At 27.7% G+C, this 19,946-nt stretch carries 21 protein-coding genes; 18 read left to right on the forward strand and 3 right to left on the reverse strand.

The features are described from left to right. Positions 1–197 precede the first annotated feature (197 nt). Complete coding sequence (locus K0039_RS07310) at positions 198–644, forward strand: GNAT family N-acetyltransferase (RefSeq protein WP_228104397.1); 447 nt, start codon at positions 198–200, stop codon at positions 642–644. A 431-nt stretch (positions 645–1,075) separates the two neighbouring features. Further along, positions 1,076–1,537 (forward strand): GyrI-like domain-containing protein, encoded by a 462-nt coding sequence (locus K0039_RS07315; protein WP_228104398.1) that lies wholly within the window; start codon positions 1,076–1,078, stop codon positions 1,535–1,537. A gap of 111 nt (positions 1,538–1,648) precedes the next feature. Here K0039_RS07315 and K0039_RS07320 read toward each other — a convergent pair whose 3' ends face one another. Beyond that, positions 1,649–2,233 (reverse strand): cupin domain-containing protein, encoded by a 585-nt coding sequence (locus K0039_RS07320; RefSeq protein WP_331476726.1) that lies wholly within the window; start codon positions 2,231–2,233, stop codon positions 1,649–1,651. A 229-nt stretch (positions 2,234–2,462) separates the two neighbouring features. Between K0039_RS07320 and K0039_RS07325 the strand changes: the two genes are divergently transcribed. From K0039_RS07325 to K0039_RS07335, 3 genes are all read left to right on the forward strand, one after another. Beyond that, positions 2,463–3,758 (forward strand): hemolysin family protein, encoded by a 1,296-nt coding sequence (locus K0039_RS07325; protein ID WP_228104399.1) that lies wholly within the window; start codon positions 2,463–2,465, stop codon positions 3,756–3,758. A 290-nt stretch (positions 3,759–4,048) separates the two neighbouring features. Next, positions 4,049–5,380, forward strand: coding sequence for a hemolysin family protein (locus tag K0039_RS07330; protein WP_228104400.1), 1,332 nt, complete (start codon positions 4,049–4,051; stop codon positions 5,378–5,380). Between the two features lie 228 nt (positions 5,381–5,608). Next, complete coding sequence (locus tag K0039_RS07335) at positions 5,609–5,974, forward strand: phage holin family protein (protein ID WP_228104401.1); 366 nt, start codon at positions 5,609–5,611, stop codon at positions 5,972–5,974. Positions 5,975–6,106: 132 nt separating this feature from the next. Here K0039_RS07335 and K0039_RS07340 read toward each other — a convergent pair whose 3' ends face one another. Next, a complete protein-coding gene (locus K0039_RS07340; protein WP_228104402.1) occupies positions 6,107–6,799 on the reverse strand; it encodes a YjjG family noncanonical pyrimidine nucleotidase in 693 nt (230 codons plus the stop codon). Between the two features lie 94 nt (positions 6,800–6,893). Between K0039_RS07340 and K0039_RS07345 the strand changes: the two genes are divergently transcribed. The 8 genes from K0039_RS07345 (at position 6,894) to K0039_RS07380 (ending at position 15,859) form a co-directional block, all read left to right on the forward strand. Then, complete coding sequence (locus K0039_RS07345; protein ID WP_228104403.1) at positions 6,894–7,583, forward strand: Crp/Fnr family transcriptional regulator; 690 nt, start codon at positions 6,894–6,896, stop codon at positions 7,581–7,583. Between the two features lie 165 nt (positions 7,584–7,748). Continuing rightward, positions 7,749–9,032, forward strand: coding sequence for a B12-binding domain-containing radical SAM protein (locus tag K0039_RS07350; RefSeq protein ID WP_228104404.1), 1,284 nt, complete (start codon positions 7,749–7,751; stop codon positions 9,030–9,032). Positions 9,033–9,279: 247 nt separating this feature from the next. Then, entirely contained in the window at positions 9,280–10,056 is a 777-nt protein-coding gene (locus K0039_RS07355; RefSeq protein WP_228104405.1) for an ABC transporter ATP-binding protein, read from the forward strand. Next, positions 10,046–12,106 (forward strand): FtsX-like permease family protein, encoded by a 2,061-nt coding sequence (locus tag K0039_RS07360; protein WP_228104406.1) that lies wholly within the window; start codon positions 10,046–10,048, stop codon positions 12,104–12,106. Before K0039_RS07355 ends, K0039_RS07360 begins: the two co-directional genes overlap by 11 nt. 49 nt (positions 12,107–12,155) lie before the next feature. After that, positions 12,156–12,842 (forward strand): response regulator transcription factor, encoded by a 687-nt coding sequence (locus tag K0039_RS07365; RefSeq protein WP_228104407.1) that lies wholly within the window; start codon positions 12,156–12,158, stop codon positions 12,840–12,842. Continuing rightward, a complete protein-coding gene (locus K0039_RS07370) occupies positions 12,835–13,875 on the forward strand; it encodes a sensor histidine kinase (RefSeq protein ID WP_228104408.1) in 1,041 nt (346 codons plus the stop codon). Before K0039_RS07365 ends, K0039_RS07370 begins: the two co-directional genes overlap by 8 nt. Positions 13,876–14,022: 147 nt before the next feature. Then, positions 14,023–14,799: a SagB/ThcOx family dehydrogenase gene (locus tag K0039_RS07375; protein WP_228104409.1), complete on the forward strand. Its 777-nt coding sequence runs from the start codon at positions 14,023–14,025 to the stop codon at positions 14,797–14,799. A 154-nt stretch (positions 14,800–14,953) separates the two neighbouring features. Beyond that, on the forward strand, positions 14,954–15,859 hold the full coding sequence (locus tag K0039_RS07380) for an AraC family transcriptional regulator (RefSeq protein ID WP_228104410.1): 906 nt from the start codon (positions 14,954–14,956) through the stop codon (positions 15,857–15,859). A gap of 149 nt (positions 15,860–16,008) precedes the next feature. Here the strand turns inward: K0039_RS07380 and K0039_RS07385 are convergent, their stop codons facing one another. After that, positions 16,009–16,326 carry a YlbF/YmcA family competence regulator gene (locus K0039_RS07385; protein WP_228104411.1) on the reverse strand — a complete coding sequence of 106 codons (318 nt, stop codon included), beginning with the start codon at positions 16,324–16,326 and terminating at the stop codon, positions 16,009–16,011. 191 nt (positions 16,327–16,517) lie between these two features. On the opposite strand from K0039_RS07385, the gene K0039_RS07390 reads away from it, so the two are divergent. The 5 genes from K0039_RS07390 to K0039_RS07410 all read left to right on the forward strand — a co-directional run bounded on the left by K0039_RS07390 (position 16,518) and on the right by K0039_RS07410 (position 19,815). Beyond that, entirely contained in the window at positions 16,518–17,009 is a 492-nt protein-coding gene (locus K0039_RS07390) for a hypothetical protein (RefSeq protein ID WP_228104412.1), read from the forward strand. A gap of 281 nt (positions 17,010–17,290) precedes the next feature. Continuing rightward, complete coding sequence (locus K0039_RS07395) at positions 17,291–17,653, forward strand: hypothetical protein (protein ID WP_228104413.1); 363 nt, start codon at positions 17,291–17,293, stop codon at positions 17,651–17,653. Between the two features lie 385 nt (positions 17,654–18,038). Next, positions 18,039–18,098: a TetR family transcriptional regulator gene (locus tag K0039_RS23830; RefSeq protein ID WP_228105045.1), complete on the forward strand. Its 60-nt coding sequence runs from the start codon at positions 18,039–18,041 to the stop codon at positions 18,096–18,098. 197 nt (positions 18,099–18,295) lie between these two features. Then, positions 18,296–18,685 carry a hypothetical protein gene (locus K0039_RS07405; RefSeq protein ID WP_228104414.1) on the forward strand — a complete coding sequence of 130 codons (390 nt, stop codon included), beginning with the start codon at positions 18,296–18,298 and terminating at the stop codon, positions 18,683–18,685. 593 nt (positions 18,686–19,278) lie between these two features. Beyond that, complete coding sequence (locus K0039_RS07410; RefSeq protein ID WP_228104415.1) at positions 19,279–19,815, forward strand: UBA domain-containing protein; 537 nt, start codon at positions 19,279–19,281, stop codon at positions 19,813–19,815. Positions 19,816–19,946 lie beyond the last annotated feature (131 nt).

Consider the following 19,946-nt stretch of genomic DNA (forward strand, 5'->3'; position numbering starts at 1 on the left):
ATCTGTATAAATTCCAATAAGTAGAGCCGATTGAAAAATAGGAATTTACAGGAGTGTTAATGAGAGATAAGTATTAAAAATTCATTAGATGGGGTATGTAAGATACTATATTTTATATTGCAAAATTCTTTTGCTCTTATTAAAATATATTTAATATATTTACGTCTATAAATAGGGATTTATGAAGGAGATTAGGAATGCTTATAAGAAGGTATGAAACATCAGATTGTAAAGATTCAGCAGAACTGTTTTATAATACAGTGTATTCCATTAATGCAAAAGATTATACAGAAGAACAGTTGAATGTATGGGCAGCGGGGAGTGTAGATTTAGAGAAATGGAATCAATCTCTATTGTCACATTTTTCAGTTGTTGCAGTTGAGGATGATATTATAGTTGGTTTTGGTGATATAGATACTACAGGATATCTGGATAGGCTATACGTTCATAAGGATTATCAATATCAGGGAATTGCTACTGCAATTTGTGATAAATTGGAATACATTTTTGGAGTGGGTAAAGTAACTACACATGCTTCAATTACGGCAAAGCCATTTTTTGAGAAACGAGGGTACAAAGTTATTAAGAAACAGAATGTAGAAAGAAATGGGGTGTTGTTACAGAATTATGTTATGGAGAAATAAACAGATTTAATAAATTGTAAAGCAGAGTAAGTGAATAATAGTTATAAATTGGAGATAAGTTAGTTATGGGGAATAGAATGAAAAAAGTTAATGACACACCAATATACTTTAAACAAAAATTTAGTGATAAAGAAAAAGAAGCTGTGAAAGATCTATTAAATTAATAATGGGATAGAATATACAATTTTAATAGATTGCAACGAATAAACAGTTAATTTAAAGAAAATAAAAAATTATTAGGATTATAGAACTTAAGCTATGGAATTAGTGAGTATAAACACTAATTCCATAGCTTTTTTATATACATGAAGTTCATACTATATTAATACTATTTTTTTGTGACTTTATTTCAATAAATATTTATAATATGACACACTTGTGTCATATCACTTTAGATATACTTTAAGAAAAAGTAGATAGGAGAATTGTTTATGAATTATGAAATAGTTAATTTAGAAGAAAAACAAGTTGTGGGTTTAGTAAAAGAAACTACTAATAACAACAATAAGGCAGTTGAAGATATTAAAATATTATGGGAAGAGTTTTTTATAAAAGGCCACTATGAAAAGATAAAAAACAGAAAAGATAATAAAACTATTGGCTTATATACAGACTATCAGGTTGATTTTAGCCAGCCATATAACTTTCTTTGTTGTTGTGAAGTGAACAAAATTGATAGTATAGAAGATCCATTAGTAAGCAAAACAATCCCCAGTGGAAAATATGCTAAATTTATTATAAATGGTGATGTTCAAAATTTAGTAGGGGAATTTTGGATGAAATTATGGCAAATGGATTTAGATAGAAAGTATTCTTGTGATTTTGAAGAATATCAAAACAATACAGAAGATATGCAAAATCAAGAAATTCATATTTATATTTCTATAAACTAATATAATTAAATCGAACTAAAGTCTTTTGATTTCATAGAGAAATAGTTTTTTATATTAAAATAGGAGCTAAATAAAATATTTTATTTAGCTCCTATTACACTTTGCAATTAATTAATATCTAAGTTCATGTCCACCAGCCTCTGCAGCTTCCGCATCTGCTTTAGTTTGATGTATTGTACCTTTTGGATGTTCAGGTGGAGCATAGATAGCATATAGTTTAAGTGGTCTATTTCCTATATTTATAACATTGTGCCACGTGCCAACAGGTATCATAATAGCATAGTCTGCAGATATTTTTTTTTGAAAACTAAGATTATCTTGGCTATCTCCCATTTGAACAAGTGCATCACCATCTTCAATTCTTATAAATTGATCTCCCATTGTATGAACTTCAAGACCTATCTCATCACCAATATCAATACTCATTAGAGTAACTTGCAAATTATTCCCTGTCCACAAGGCTGTACGGAAAGTATTGTTTTGTTTGGTTGCATCTTCAATATTAATCACAATAGGATTTGGACCATAATCCTTCAATTGAATATCAGCTCTTTTATATACTGGTTTAGTGTATTCAAAAGGGGATGGGTACATATTATACATTTGTTGGTTACCCCAAAAAGGGTATGAGAACATGTTGTACATTGGCGTTGGCATAATACAAGGATATGGATATGGGTTAGGAATATCAGGCATATTTATTTATCACTCCTTTTATGAACTTTATAGAATTATATGATGAAATTTCAAATAAATTACTTAGAATTCACAAACAGGCTTATATAGCAGATATCAAGGCATAAAATAAAGTAAAACTAAAAATAGTAATTTATCAAATAGTTATACTTTTATTTAATCGTAAAATGTTAATAATATGTTATAGAGTAATTTGTATTTATACTAATTTTAGAGGTGAACAATATATATGATTATTTTTATAAATATACTTTTAGTATTTTTTCTTGTATTTTTAAATGGATTTTTCGTTGCAACAGAGTTTGCTATGGTAAAAGTGAGGAAATCTAGAGTAGAAACATTGATACTTCAAGGTAATAAACGTGCTAAGAATACTTTAATTATTGTTAAAGACTTAAACTCATACTTATCTGCTTGTCAGCTTGGAATAACTTTAGCATCTTTAGGACTAGGATGGGTAGGAGAGCCTGCTATTTTACACCTGTTAATGCCAATATTTAATCTATTTCATTTGCCGTCAAGTTTGACACATTCAATTTCATTTGTTATTGCATTTTCAATTATAACTGGTTTTCATATTGTACTTGGGGAATTGGTTCCCAAATCACTGGCAATTATAAGTTCAGAAAAGGTAGCTTTAAGTACAGCTCTTCCACTTATACTTTTTTATAAAGTAACCTATCCAGTTATGTGGATATTTAACCATAGCACTAATTGGATACTAAAGGTATTTGGACTTTCTCAAGTTGATGAACATGAATCTGTTCATACTGATGAAGAAATAAAGCTATTAGTTGAAGAAAGTTATAATCACGGTTTAGTAGATAAAACTGAATTAAATCTTGTATCTAATATATTCGATTTTACTGATAAAACTGTAAAAGAAATAATGGTACCACGTACTGATATTAGAAATATTTTCATAGAAGATTCTTTTGACGATATTATACTTTACACATTTAATGAACAGCTTACTAGATATCCTGTATGTAAAGGTAATAAAGACAATGTTATTGGATTTATACATATTAAGGATTTATATAAGCAAAAGATTGAAGGTAATAATCAAAATATAAAAAATATTATTCGTGATATCAAATTTGTTCCAGAATCTATGTCAATAAGTGAACTTCTTAAAATATTTAAAGAAGATAAAGGCCAAGTGGCCTTAATTATTGATGAATATGGAGGAACTGCTGGCTTAGTAACGATCGAAGATATTTTAGAAGAAATTGTGGGTGAAATTCAAGATGAGTTTGATGAGGAAGAAGATGCAATTATTAAAACAGAAGATAACAGCTATATTGTGGATGGAAAGGTACTTATTGAAGATATAAGCGAACTTTTACATATAGATATTGAAGAGGAAAATATCGATACTATGGGAGGATGGGCTTATACTCAATTAGAGTCATATCCACAAGTTAATGATAAATTTACTTATGAAGATTATGAGTTTACTATATTAAAATGTGACAGAAAAAGAATAAACAAATTATCGATTAATAATTTATCTAATAAATAATAAAAGGCCCTTTTAGGAATTAAAAAATAACTAAAAGGGCTTTTACATATTTTTGTAATTTTTTAATTTAGTTAGAATATTTTAATATATATAAATATTGATAAAAGTTAATTGATAGATTATAATGTACATTAAATAAAAATTTACCAAGTGGTATTTAATGAATCTTTATTTAAAATTTTATTTATGCTATTTGCAAAAATAAAATTTTTAACTATACCTTCAGGAATGTATTAATTAGTTTTAACAATGTGTTTCTGATGGTTATTTATTATTTTAAGGAGGAAGAAATGGATAATTTAGATTCAGACCCCGGGGCCTTTATGCCTCAAATAATTTTAATAGCATTGCTTACTGCTATTAACGCATTTTTCGCATCAGCAGAAATGGCTATAGTTTCTGTGAACAAGTCAAAAATAAAACAATTAAGTGAAAACGGAAACAAGAAAGCTCAATTGCTTGAAAAGTTAATGGAAGATCCAAGTAATTTCTTATCAACTATTCAAATTGGTATAACTTTAGCTGGGTTTTTCTCAAGTGCATCTGCTGCCACAGGAATATCTACAAACCTTTCAAGGGTATTAGCTCCACTAAGCATACCTTATTCTAAGGAAATATGTATGGTTGGAGTAACGTTAATACTTTCATACTTTACACTAGTATTTGGAGAATTAGTACCTAAAAGAATTGCCCTGAAAAAATCAGAAAAGATATCTTTATTTTCAGTAAAGCCAATTTACATTATATCTAAAATTACAAAACCATTTATAAAGCTTTTATCGTTTTCAACTAGTGTGGTTTTAAAGTTGACAGGAAATAATGATACAGATATTGAGGAGAGTGTCTCTGAAGAAGAAATTAGATCTTTGATATCACAATCTCAAGAAGATGGATGTATTGAAAGTGAAGAAAAACAAATGATATATAGCATATTTGAATTCAATGATAAAACTGCTAAGGAAATTATGACATCGAGACATGATATATTTGCAGTAGACATTGATGACGACTTAGAAGATACATTAGAAGGTGTAATAACTTCAGGATATTCTAGAATACCTGTATATGAGGACAATAAGGATAATATAATAGGTATATTATATGTCAGAGACTTATTAGCAGAAGCTAAAAAGGTTGGATTTGAAAACATAAACTTAAAAACAATGCTTCATGAGCCATATTTTGTTTCAAAGTCAATTAGAACAAACGAGTTATTTAAACTTCTAAAGGATAAAAAAGTACACCTAGCATTATTAATTGATGAATACGGTGGAGTAGAAGGATTAGTAACTATAGAAGATTTAATTGAAGAAATTATGGGAGATATTGAGGATGAATACGATCAAACCGAATCTACCATAATACAAATTGATGATAGTAATTTTATTGTAAAAGGATATTTGACAATAAATGAATTTAACAATAAATTTGATATAGATATAGAACAAGGTGATTACGATACCTTAAATGGATACCTACTTACATTGCTAGGTGGTTTCCCAGAAGAAGGTAGAAAAATCGAATTAGAGGATGTTAAGTTTTTAATTGAGAATGTAAATAAAAGAAGAATTGAAGACATAAGAGTAAGTATAAAGAATAGATGTGAAAAAGTATCACAATAATTTTTATATACTTAGAATGTTAACAAGAATGAGTAAAACCATGCAAAATAGGGTTTTGCTCATTTTTTATATTATACAGAATTTAACCTGAAATTATACAAAAATTATTAATTTTAGGTTTTACTAATGTTATAAGGAATATTATCTGATAGAATGGTTAACTTATAATAATAACTTATAAATTTTATGAGAAATGCACAACATTATTTTATTAAAGGAGTGTTTTCTATGGAACATGATTACAATGAAAAAGGAAATAATGGTAGTATAATAAGATGGATAGGAAGATTTATATTAGTTGCGGTTATTTTAATGATAACCTCATATTTAACTCCAGGCTTTACTATTAGAGGAATGTGGTCATTTTTATTAGCTGCTGTTATAATATCTCTATTAGACTATTTTGTAGAATTATTTATGGGAGTCGATGCATCTCCTTTTGGAAAAGGAATAAAAGGTTTTATAATCGCAGCAATAATAATATATGCAACACAATTTTTCGTTCCTAATATGGGAGTATCTATTTTAGGGGCAGTATTGGCAGCTGTTGTTATTGGAGTTTTAGATGCAATATTTCCTGCTAGAGCTATGTGATAGAACAATCTAATTTTTAGATATGATAAAGAGTCACATCATAAGTAAAGAATACAAATAAAAATATTACAAATGTAAGTTAAGTATGTATCAATGTAAAAATTGATACATACTTTTTATTTATGAATATTTTTATGAATTAAGTAGCAAAGACTTAAGCTCATCAAAATTAGAAATCTCATAGGTAGGTTTTATTGAAGTTTCATTTATAATTTTCTTAGGGTTATACCAACAGGTATCTATACCGAAGTTTATACCACCTTGTATATCAGAACTTAAACTATCCCCTACTATCAAAACCTTGTTTTTATCAAAGAAATTTATATTGTTTAAGGTATGTTCAAAAATCTTAGGATTTGGTTTTGATATTAATATTTCTTCAGATATTACTATAGTCTCAAAATATTTTGCTACAACAGATTTTCTTATTCTTTTATCTTGAACTAAGGTAAGGCCATTAGTTACTATAGCAAGTCTGTAAGACTTGTTTAAAGTTTCTATAAGCTCTATACTATCATCATATAAAAATGATGCATCAGCTAAATACTCCATATATAATTTTGCAAAGTTAGTTTCATCAAAATTTACATCTAATCTATCTGATAATCTTTTAAATCTTTCTACCTTTAATTTTTCTTGCGTAATAAGCCCTTGTTCAAATTCTTTCCATAGAACCGTATTTATTTCCTGATAAATTTTTAAATGATAAGCTTCATCATATTTTATGCTGAACTTAAGCATTGTGTTTTTAAATGCTTCTCTTTCAGATTTTTTAAAATCGTATAATGTTTCATCTGCATCAAATAATATAACTTCATATTTCATAATATATCCTCCAGTCTCTCTTTACAAACTTCTATAAATAAAATAATATATTTATAAAAGTTAGAACATGACATTGGTCATGTTAGGAGGAGTTATGAAAAGAGTTTCTGATAATAAGCTTTTAGATAATTATATTAAAAAGCACAATATAGAAAGTATATTTGATAATGAAATATTAGAATATGCACAACTACATTTCTATGAAAGTGAAGAGTACATATTAGAGTCAGGCGAAATTATGGAGTATTACTATTTACTTGTTGATGGAAAAATTAAAATTTATTATCCTTTTGAGAATGGAAAGTCAATGACTTTAAAGTTTTATAAAGATTTTAATACAATAGGAGACTTAGAACTTTTAAAAGATATGCCTATACTTTGTAATGTTGATGCAGTAGAAGACACTTATTTAATAGCAATACCTTCTACTATACTTAGAGAAAAGCATTATGATAACGTAAAGCTTTTGCACCATTTGGTAGATTCTTTGAGTGAAAAACTTTATGGAACTATTAATAATAGTTCCTATAATTTTGTATATCCGCTTATAAATAGGGTGTCTAGTTATTTAGTTGAACATCTTACAGACAAAAATTATATAATTTTGAATTCATCATATTTAGAGATTGCCCAATTTTTAGGCACAACATATAGACATTTGAACAGGACTCTTAAAGAAATGGAATCAAAATCAATTATAAAATGTGGTGATAAAAAAATATATATACTAGATATAAACAAACTTAGAGAATTATCGAAGAATATTTATGTAAAACCACTTTAGAATTAATTTCGTATAAGACCACCTACGTTAGAGGTGTAACAAAGAACCGTATCACAAATAAGGGATACGGTTCTTTGTTATTAATTCTATGTTATTATAAATAATATGAACTAAAAGAGGAGAAGTATAGCAAGTTGTATGTAAAAAGTATTATTTGGAGGAAACATGAAAAAGAGTATATTAATGATAACTCCTGAAAACAAGGAGATTAACAGATTTAGAAAAAGGCAGATAAATAACTTTATACAAATAACAATGCCTTATTTAGCAGCATTTATTGATGAAAATAAATATAATATTACGCTAATAGATGAATATAATCAAAAAATACCTTTTGAAAAATATTATGATTTAGTAGTAGTTACAGTTAATACTGCAAATGCGCCTCATTGCTATAATATTGCAAAGATATTTAAAGATAAAGGAAGTAAGGTTGCTTTTGGAGGACCGCATGCAACGCTCTTACCAGAAGAAGTAAAAGAACATTGTGATGTAGTAATTATAGGGGAAGCTGAAGAGAGTTGGCCAAGATTTTTAGATGATTTTTATCAAGGAAGTTATGATACAGAGTATAGATGCTTAAACATTCCAACACTAGAGAGAATTCCAATACCAAGAAGGGATTTAATAAAAGGAAGATGGTTTACTAAAGGTGCAGTTTTTGCAACAAGAGGATGTCCTTATAGTTGTTCTTATTGCAATCTAAAGCAAATATACGAAGACTCATTTAGGAAAAGGCCAATAAATGAAGTAATAAAAGATATTAAAAATAGTAAAAGTAAGTTTTTTGTTTTTTGGGGTGATAATTTCTTTGGAGATCTTGAATATGCAAAAGAATTATTAAAAGAGCTTAGTAAATTAAATAAAAAATGGGCAGCTCAGGTTACTTTAGAAAGATGCAAGGATGAGGAAGTGTTGAAGTTAGCTCAAAAGGCAGGATGTATTTATTTCTTTGTTGGATTAGAGTCTTTTTCAAAAGAAACTCTAGAGAGTGTAAACAAAGGATTGAATAATGTAGATAAATATAAAGAGCTAATAGATTCTGTTCAAAAATATGGAATTTGTATACAAGCTGGAATAATATTTGGATTTGATACTGATACAAAAGAAGTATTTAAAAAAACTTTACATATGTGCAATTACCTAGGAATTGATGGAGTTACAGTTAGTATACTAACACCACTTCCCAAAACATCACTATATTATCAACTAAAGGAAGAAGGACGATTATTAACTAATGATTGGTCATATTATAATGGAAAAACTAGAGTAGCATTTAAACCTAAAAATATGAGTGCAGAGGAATTATTTGATGGGTATATGTGGTTTAGAAGGAATTTCTATTCCTTAAAATCAATAACTACTCGATTAAGAAAATCAAAAGCTAATATTTTATATAATTTAATAGTTAACTTAGGGTACAAGGTGTCCATAAGAAAAACAAAATAGCAAAATAATTTGATAATAATTCAAAAATATAACCTTCGTAGAGTAAGATAGAGAAAACCGTATCACAAGTAAGTGATACGGTTTTTTAATTTATAGACAAACCTTTCATAAACTGTAAGTGTTATATATGATTATTGTTCTGTATAATAAACTTAAATAAAGGGCTAGTAAAAAGGATCAATTTTAAAATTAAAAAGTTTAGCAGTATAAAAATATAGCACAGTTCATAAAAAGGAGGAAGTAAAAAATGGCTAAAAAGATATTAGAGGTACAATCTTTAAAAAAATACTATGGAAAAAAAGATAATATTACAAAGGCTATAGATGGTATTACCTTTCAAATTATAGATGGAGAGTTTGTTGGAATTATGGGAAGTAGTGGGTCAGGAAAGACAACACTGTTAAATTGCATTGCAACAACAACTAGTCCAACAGAAGGGAAAATTCTTCTTAAGGGAGAAGATATAGCAAGTTTTAAAGGAAATAAATTAGCTTATTATAGAGGAAATCGTATTGGATATTTGTTTCAAAACTTTGAGTTAATTGATAATTTAAATGCTAGAGAAAATATTATGTTACCTATTGCAATTCATAATATGATGGGAAAAGAAGATGAAAAAAGAATTGATGAACTTGTAAAATACTTAGAAATTCAAGATGTAATGACAAAGTTTCCATCTGAAATGTCAGGAGGACAAAAACAACGTGTAGCGGCTGCTAGAGCACTAATTCTAAATCCTGAAATAGTTCTTGCTGATGAGCCAACAGGAGCACTAGACTCAAAAAATGCAAAATTATTAATGGAAAAGCTTTCTGGTTTAAATGAAGAACAGAACAGAACTATTTTAATGGTAACTCATGATGCAAATGCAGCAAGTTACTGTTCAAGAATCTTATTTATTCAAGATGGACTAGTTTTCCATGAACTTAGAAGAAGAATTCCAGAAGAATCGCAACAGGAATTCTATAAAAGAATAATTTCAGTAATGGCTCAGCTAGGGGGAGGAAGTGCAAATGTTCTTTGATTTAGTGAAGAAAAATAGCAAACGAAATAGAAAAGAAAATGGAATGTTTTTCGTTTCTTTGATTGTGTCAATAATAGCATTTTATATTATTTTGTCATTGGAAAATCAAGATGTAATAATTTTTTTAAAAGAAATGGAAAGTGATGCAATAAATCGTTTATTATTATTAACGCCTGTTTTATATGCAGTTTCATTATTTATTTTATTTTTCTTAGTATACTTTGCTGGAAAATATCAGTTAGAAAGAAGAAGTCATGAGCTAGGAATGTATTTGATGTTAGGAATGCGTCGAAAGAAACTATTTTCTATGCTTTTAGTGGAAGAAATTTGGAACAGTATATTATCTCTACTTATTGGAATTCCAATAGCTATTTTTATTTCAGAAATGATTAGTATGATAACAGCTAGGGTTGTAGGTATAGGTATTATAGGACATAGATTTTCTTTTTCTATAGGGGCGGTATTATGGACAGTTGTAGGATTTTTCATTATTAGATTAGTGGCATTATTAATATTAAGTGGAAGTACAGCAAAAAAAGACATAGATAAATTGATATCGCAATCTCAAGATAAAAAGCACAAGGTTCATAATAAATTATTTACTACAATAAAACTATTACTAGGAATTGCATTTCTATTTATTGCCTATGGACTATCTATTAATGGATATGCATGGCAATCTATCAAGTCTATGGGAATTACACTTGTTTTGGGCATAGGCGGAACGTTTCTTATATTCCATGGTATGGTAGTACTATTTGAAATTATCCTTAAAAATAGAAAGAATAAAAATGGTTTAGAAGTATTTACTTTTAGACAGTTACAAGAAAATGTGTTTTATAAATCAAATTCTTTAGCTATTTCATCTTTACTAGTTTTAATAGCACTTTGTTGTTTTGGTTATGGAATTTCAGTAACTTTTAACTCTAGTTCGAAAAATGAACATGTTCTAGATTATACCTTTACAGGAGATGAAAAAGAAATAAAAAAAGAGTTAAATAAGTTTGAAATAAAAGATTATATTAATGAAGTTTTTGATGTTAAAGTAGGCGATTTATATCATGAAGGTGATGATTTAAATGAGGAAGTTGATTTTTCTGTAGAAAAACTAATAGATACCATTAAAAAGGAGAAAGAGTCTAAAGACAAAGAGAGCTTATTAAATAGTTTAGGAAATTTCACAGAACCATTTTTGTTTTCTTTATCAGGATATAATAATATATTAAAAGCAGCGGGAAAAGAACCTATTAAACTTAAAGATAATCAAGCTGCTTTATTTAACGGCTTAGAGTTTTCATTTGGAAACTCAGCAGAAATTATAAATAATGCACTAAAGAAAAATATAAGTGTAGAAATAGAAAATAAAGAATTTGACCTTGTAGATAAGCTTTATCAAGATAATATAGTTGCAGACAGTTCCATACATATTATTTATGCATTTATAGTTCCAGATAAACAATTTGACATACTTACAAGGGGAGATAGTACTTCTTATTGGAATGCAACTTTAAAGGATCATGTTGTAAAAGATAAAGGATTAATGCAATCAATTAGACATGTAAATCAACTGCTTGATAAAACAAGTTTAGAGTATGAAAGCTATTTACAAAATATGGGTAGACAATTATTCTATACAGTAGCAGCTAGTTATACAACAATTTATTTAGCAGTGATATTTTTAATTATTGCAAATACTGTCATAGGAGTACAATTTTTAATGCAGCAACAAAATACAAGCAGAAGATATCAAACAATGGTTAGAATTGGATGTGATTATAGCCGATTACGTAAGTCAGCAAGAAAACAAATAAAATGGTATTTTTCTCTTCCAATATTAGTTGCAGCAATTGGAAGTATATTTGGTATAAGAGGATTATTCTCGGGTATCGCTACTTCAGCAATGAAAGGTAATATTAGTGAATTAATGATAATTGCAGTACCTACTGTTATTATACTTTGTGTGATAGAATTTAGTTATATGATTTCTGTAATGAAAATGAGTGATAAGCAAATATATGAATTAATGGATATAAAAAGAAATGATAATTAACATGAATATAATGTTATACTAAGTAATGTAAAATAGAAAGGAGATTCAAATGAAAAAGATTGTTATAGTTGAAGATGAATTATTTATGAGAGAAGAGCTTGTATCCATATTGCAAAAAGAAGGATATGATACTTATTGTATTACTAATTTCATAAATATAGATGAAAACATCTTAGACGAATCTCCTGATCTTGTATTATTAGATTTAAATTTACCAGGAGTAACTGGTTTTGAGATTTGCAAAGAAATTAAGATGAAAAGTACAATACCCATACTAATTTTAACAAGTAGAGATCAACTAAGGGATGAACTACACGCACTAGGATTAGGAGCAGACGAATATCTTACAAAACCATGTAATAAAGATAGATTATTAGCCAGAATTTCTAATTTACTTCGTAGATATGAAGATAGAAATTATTTTCTTGAAATAAATGGTGTAAAACTAGATTTACAGACTTATACCATATATGTTAATGAAAAGTCTATTGTATTAACTGAGAATCAAGGAAAAATAATGGAACTTCTTTTATCAAACCAAGGAAATATTGTTACAAAAGATATGCTTTTTCAAAAACTATGGGGTACAACGGATTATATTGATGAAAATGCACTACAAGTTAATATGACAAGATTGAAAAAGACTATTAAGAATTTAAATATGAAGTATGAAATTATAACAGTAAGAGGTAAAGGATATAATCTTGTAGCTATAGAGGGAAAAGAAAATGATTAGAGAATTGGTTAACATGTTATCAAAATATAAAATATGGATTGTTACAATAGGTATTTTAAATATTATGTTTGGTGTTTTTCTTTGGCTTATGGATGTTAAAGGTTTTATTTATATTTTTCCAACTACAATAACTGGTTCTATTATATTATATGGTTTTGTTGGTTTTAGAGTTTACAATATAGACAAAAGAAAAAAACAAGAATTGATAAATTTTATAGAAAATCCAGAAATTAAGCAAGAAGAACTATGTCTTAGCTTTTTTTCTAGTGAAGTAAAAAATACAATTCATGCAATTGGCGAAAAGCTCCGTGAGAAAGATGATTTAATTAAGCAACAAGATTTAAATTTAAAAGAATACGAAGAGTACATAGAAAAATGGGCACATGAAATAAAAACACCATTATCACTTATGACATTTGTTCTTGATAATAGAAAGGAAGAAATTTCACTTTCAACATATAAGAGACTAGAATATGCAAGAACAAAAATGCAAGAGGATATTGAAAGAATGCTATATTATGCAAGAGTCAAAGCTGAACATTTAGATTACCTTTTTTCTAATATATTGCTTGATGAAATATGTGAAGATCTACTTGATGAATATAAAATATTAATAGATGAGCAAAAAATTAGTATTAATAATAATGTGAAAAATATACAGGTATTTTCAGATAAAAAAGGGTTGTTATTTATTTTAAGACAGATTTTAAGTAACTCTATAAAATATAAGGATATAGATAAGCAAAGATCTTTCATATCAATATCTACTAAGGTTCACGAAGAAAGTAAAGACATAATACTTACGATTAGAGATAATGGTATAGGAATTAAATCCTATGATGTACCTTTTTTATTTGATAAAGGATTTACTGGTGATGCAGGTCAACAGAGAAAACAATCAACAGGAATGGGGCTTTATTTGGCAAAGCAAGTAGCTGATAATTTAAATATAAAGATGGTAGTTTCAGAAGAATATAAAGATGGTTTTGAAATATCTTTATTATTTCCCATTATAGAAGAGTATTACAACTAAATGAGCTTAGGTTATAAAAAGGCTAGTTAAAAACTAGTCTTTTTTAACTTATTCTTAAAATTCAACTCAACTGTAACATAAGTTACGGAAATTCCCACCATATGTGATATATTTAATTATGATAAACAAAACTTAGGAGAAAATAGAATGGGAAAATATGAACAAGAAAGAAGCTTTTTAAAATCCAATTTTAATGAATTAAAGAATATTAAAACTGATAAAATGAAGAAATTACCACAGCCAGAAGGAGTTAAGCCTTACGATTCTAATTCAACTATAATAAACTTACCTGTTGTAAATGATGACATAATAAAGAAACTAAATATTTATGAATGTATAAAGGATAGAAGAAGCACTAGGTTTTATAGCGACGAATCAATTAGTATTGAGGAATTATCATATCTTTTATGGGCAACTCAAGGTATAACTGGGACAAATAAATCAGGAATGACTTATAGAACGGTTCCTTGCAGTGGAGCAACTCATTCTTTTGAAACTTATTTATTCATAATGAATGTGGTTGGTTTAGAGAAAGGAATATATAGATATCTTCCAATAGAGCATAAGCTATTATTCATGTTTGCATTAGAAGATACTGATAAAAAAATAGATGCAATTACGCTGGACCAGCCTTTTGTGCCTCACTTTGCCCAAAAAGCCGCTGTTACCTTTGCATGGAGTACAACACCTTATAGATCTGAGTGGAAGTTTGATATTTCAGCTCATAAGAAAATATTAATAGATGTGGGGCATGTTTGTCAGAATCTTTATTTAGCAGGTGAATCTGTGGATACAGGTGTTTGCGCAATTGGCATATATGATCAGGAGGCTGTAGATAATCTATTACGATTAGACGGAGAAGAAGAATTTATAATATACCTTGCAGCTGTAGGTAAAAAGAAAAATAAATATAAGATAAAATAATCTCCTTTGGAGGTATGACAAAGAACCGTATCATAAATAGTGATACGGTTTTTTATATAAAGGTTAAAAAATTAAACTTAGCAATTTAGGAACAATATACCATTAATATAGTTGATATACTTTAAGTATCACGTGATGAAAGTAGGTATACAAATTGAATTATAGTAATGTGATATCACAATGTATTGAATTTATTGAAGAAAATATAAAAAGCGATTTAACGCCAGAATTAATAGCCAATAAATGTGGATATTCAACTTTTCATTTTTGTAGAATATTCAATATTCACCAAGGGATAACTTTAATGGAATATGTGAAAAAAAGAAGGCTATCATTGGCAGCTGCAAAACTATTTGAGGGAAATAGAATTATAGATATAGCTCTAGAGTATGGATTTGATACGCACAATGGATTTTCAAAAGCATTTAAAAAAGAATATGGATTTAGTCCTACACAATATATAAAGCGTATGGATGGCTATTTTTCAAAAGAGTCAATATATAAAATTGGAGGTTATATTATGAATCCTATTATTGTAAAAAAACCTGCATTTAAAGTTGCAGGATATGGTATAAAAACGAATGTTTCTAATGGAAATTACACTAAAGATGTTGCTTCCTTTTGGAGTAATTATAATGGGGAAAATTTAGAAAGTAAAATGTATAGAATATTAGAACCACCAAAGCATGGTGAAGTTGGGCTTTGCATACCATCAAAGAATGAAGATGGAGAAACTATATACCTTTTAGGTGTTATAGTTGATGATTTTAAACGTGCAACAGATGATATGATGACGATAGATATACCTGAAGCAACATATGCAGTATTTACAACTCCACCAGTAGACACATCAAATGATATAGAACAAAAGGAATTTGCTGATATAATAAAGGAAACTTGGAAATATATTTTTAAAGAATGGTTTAAAGATAGTAAATATATATTTGATGAAAGTAAGATGGATTTTGAGTTTTATGATGAGAGATGTCATGGCAGAAAAGATACAGTTATGGAGATTTATATTCCAGTATTAGAAAAGGATTCAGGAGAAAGTATATGATTCAATAGAATATATATTATTACAAAAGTAAAAACCATATTGACTGTTACTCAATATGGTTTTGTATATTTTAAGGACTATATACTATAATATCCTACAATCTTATAGGTATCAGATTTTTTAATCTTTATTAAATTTATGGCGAATTTTTATTTCATTAAATTCTTTTCTATATCCCTATGAATTTTATTAACCATATTATTTAATAAATAAGAAGCTTGGTTGTAATTAACAACATCTGGATGATTAAAAATTGATTCGTAAGATTCATTTAAGCTATTTAATTTTATTTTTAATTGTTCATCTTTATATTTAGTTTGTAATTTCTTTTGATTATTTGCATACTCTTCTAGCTGCTTTTTTAATGTCTTATTTTTATCTATAACTTTTCTTGCTGAATAAGCTTCCTTATATTCATTAGTATTTTTAATAGCGTCTACTAATTGATTAATTTCTCTATCTAGCATATATAATTCCCCCTTATTTTTATTTTCTCTAAGTAATAACACATATTTCATATTATGACTCAAATATTTATTATGTTCCTATTTTAGATTTTGTAAATAATATTGTTATTTTTCAGAACTGTTTTAGGTTCTTATGTATATATTATATAGACACTAAATTTTTTATACTAAAGGGGTTGAGATATTAAATTATGAATTGGTTTGATGAATATTCAAGAATGTGTAATAGTAATTCATGTAATATGCCTTGTGAGGATTATATGTTTACAGGGCAAACTATGGATGGACAGATGATGGATGGAGTAAATCCTATGCATATGCCTGGACAGATGATGGATGGAGCAAATCCTACGTGTATGCCTGGACAGATGATGTGGGGGCCTATGCCTATGCCTGGACAAATGATGTGGGGCTCAAATCCTATGCCTATGCCTGGACAAATGATGGGAGGCTCAGATCCTATGCCTGGACAAATGATGGGAGGTTCAGATCCTGTGTTTATGCCTGGTCATATGATGGGCGGATTTAATCCTTTCTTCCATCCATTTGGATTTTTCCCATTTGGTTTCTTCTTCCCATTCACTCATCATCACCATCACAATCGTGATTATTATGAAAATATGGAACAATATGGTTTAAATGTATATCCATATATAAGTCCTCTCTCTCAAGGATATAATTAAAACTTTACTTTTGGACATGTATTAAATTTATATTCCAGTACTAGAAAAGTAAAAAATAAAGGATTATTAATAAGGTAAACCGTATCATAAGTAAGTGATACGGTTTTTTAATAAAAAGCTATTGATACTAGTTATAGTATGATTTCAGATAATGTCATCTCTAAATGGGAAAAAATTATGTAAATAATACAAAGAATATGAACTATTTTGTCGAAAGATGTATATCTTATATTAAGAGTTTCTATAAAAAACTCTTAATATAAGATATAGGAGTGGTAAAAATGAGGTTTGAAAATCGTAGATGTATACGTTTTGGACAAAATGATAGAGATAGAGAATGTAGATGCAGAAGAGACATGGACAGAGACAGAGATATAGACAGAGATATAGACAGAGATAGAGACAGAGACAGAGATAGAGAATGTAGATGCAGAAGAGACAGAGATAGAGACAGAGACAGAGATAGAGACAGAGATAGAGACAGAGACAGAGATATAGACAGAGACAGAGATATAGACAGAGACAGAGATAGAGACAGAGATAGAGATAGAGATAGAGATAGAGAATGTAGACGCAGAAGACATCATTGTTGTAGATGCAGAAGACATCATTGTTGTAGATGCAGAAGACATCATTGTCGTTAGATGCAGAAGAGAGTGTTAGTAAACATGTTCATTTAGCATGTAGAAAAACTACTTGTGTTGACTATTATTTTCAGAGATTCAATTTTATTAGTGACATTCAAGCGTCTTTAGTATAAATTCAATCAAAACAGACAAAAATTTATTGCGATTAAAAATGTAATTGTATAAAAGATAATAATTAAATTTACGGGTGGTCTATAAAACAAATTTTATAGACCTCTTTACATATATTCTATACTTTTTGCAAGTTTATAGAACGTTTAGAATAAATAACAATGAACCGCATCACAAGCAAGTGATACGGTTTTTTAATAAAAAGATATTGATACTGGTTATTATATAATCTTGTACTTAACATATCAATGGTCGGTTTTGAAGGTACGATATGATTATTAACGAGCTAGGTTTATCTAAAGGAGCTATTTATCATCACTTTAGATCATAAGAAGAAATACTAGATGCTGTTTTAAATAATGAGTAGGAAAAGAATAATATATTTTTAGATAATGTCATATCTAAGTGAAAAATAAAAATTTTGGAAATTATACAAAAAATATGAACTATTTTGTCAAAAATGTATATCTTACATTAAGAGGTTCGATAAGGAACTCTCAATATAAAATATAGGAGTGATATAAAATTATGTTTAAAAGTTATAGAAGTATAGAAGATAATCATGATTGTAGAGGAGGTAGAGATATGGACTGTGATTGTAGATGCAAAAAACATGATGAATGTGAATGTAAAAAACATGAATGTGAATGTCATTGTGAATGTCATTGTGAATGTAAAAAACATGAATGTGAATGTAAAAAACATGAATGTGAATGTAAAAAACATGAGTGTGAATGTAAAAAACATGAGTGTGAATGTCATTGTGAATGTAAAAAACATGAGTGTGAATGTAAAAAACATGAGTGTGAATGTCATTGTGAATGCAAAAAACATGAATGTGAATGCAAAAAACATGAATGTGAATGTAAAAAACATGATGATGACGATGATTGTAGATGCAAAAAAGATCGTTGGTAAACATTTTCATTTAGAGTGTGGAACAACTACTTGAGTTGACGATTATCAATTTTATTATTGACATTCAAGCGTCTTTAGTATAAATTCAATCAAAACAGCAAAAGTTTATTGTGATTAAAAATGTAATTGTATAAAAAATAATAATTAAATTTACGGAGGACTATAAAACAAATTTTATAGTCCTCTTTACATATATTCTATATTTTTTAGAGCGTCATTAGATAATTAGCCTTTTGAGGTTCATAAAATACTTTTAGAAAATGATATTCTTATTATAGAAAATATGAGAAACCTACAATGCTTAAAAGACATACCTAAGTTTGAAGTTATAGCGTTTCCATTGAGTATTAGAGCAGAAGCAACACCAGCAAGGATTATAGCTAAGGTATATTAATAATAACATTATAGTTATAGTCTTAGAAATTGATATAAATTACCTAAGACTATAACTATAAGTAAAAAATAGATTTAGATTAAAATTTGAAAAATCTAATATTAATCTAATATTAATCTTTCTTATATTTTAGATTAATATTCTAAAAGTATTATATAACCAAGATGAATTAAGTAATGAATTTATGGAGGTAATATAAATGGAAAGAAATGAAATGATTGAAACTTTAATTGGAAAGACTAATGTAAGTCGTGAAGAGGCACAAGAGGTGCTAGAAAAATGTAATTGGGATCTTTTAGACTCTATTATTTATTTAGAGAGAAGAGGAAAAGCAAAAAATAATGAAACCACTGCTATAATCGAAGTAAAGGAAGAAAAGCAAGAGAAAAAAGAAGACAATAAAAAGCATAATGAGAAATTTGGTGGTATTGGAGAAGTTATAGGAAGAATATTTAAGTTTGTGGGAAATACTATAAAAAAAGCAAATAATCATTTTGTTGAGGTTAGAAAAGAAGATGAAAAACCGATAAGAATATCATTAGCAATATCAATACTTTTATTAATATTCTTATCAGTGCCAAGTATAGTTTTATTAATTGCTGGATTATTATGCGGATATAAATATTCAATATCAGGTTCTAATGTTAGTTATGATGGAGTAAATAACATTTTTGAAAAGGTATCAAAATCAGCTGACACTATTAAAAAGAATTTTAAAGAAGGATACGAAAGATAATATATAGATTTAACAAAGAGGTTTTGGAAAATATTCAAGATCTCTTTATTTTTATGCTATAGAAATATTAGGGGAGATGATATAATTTAATAGTTAAGGGTAGAATTAAAATAATTGATCTTATTTATGTC

Origin of the sequence: Terrisporobacter mayombei (assembly GCF_020748465.1) — a bacterium.
In the GTDB taxonomy this organism is placed as follows: Bacteria; Bacillota; Clostridia; order Peptostreptococcales; family Peptostreptococcaceae; genus Terrisporobacter; species Terrisporobacter mayombei.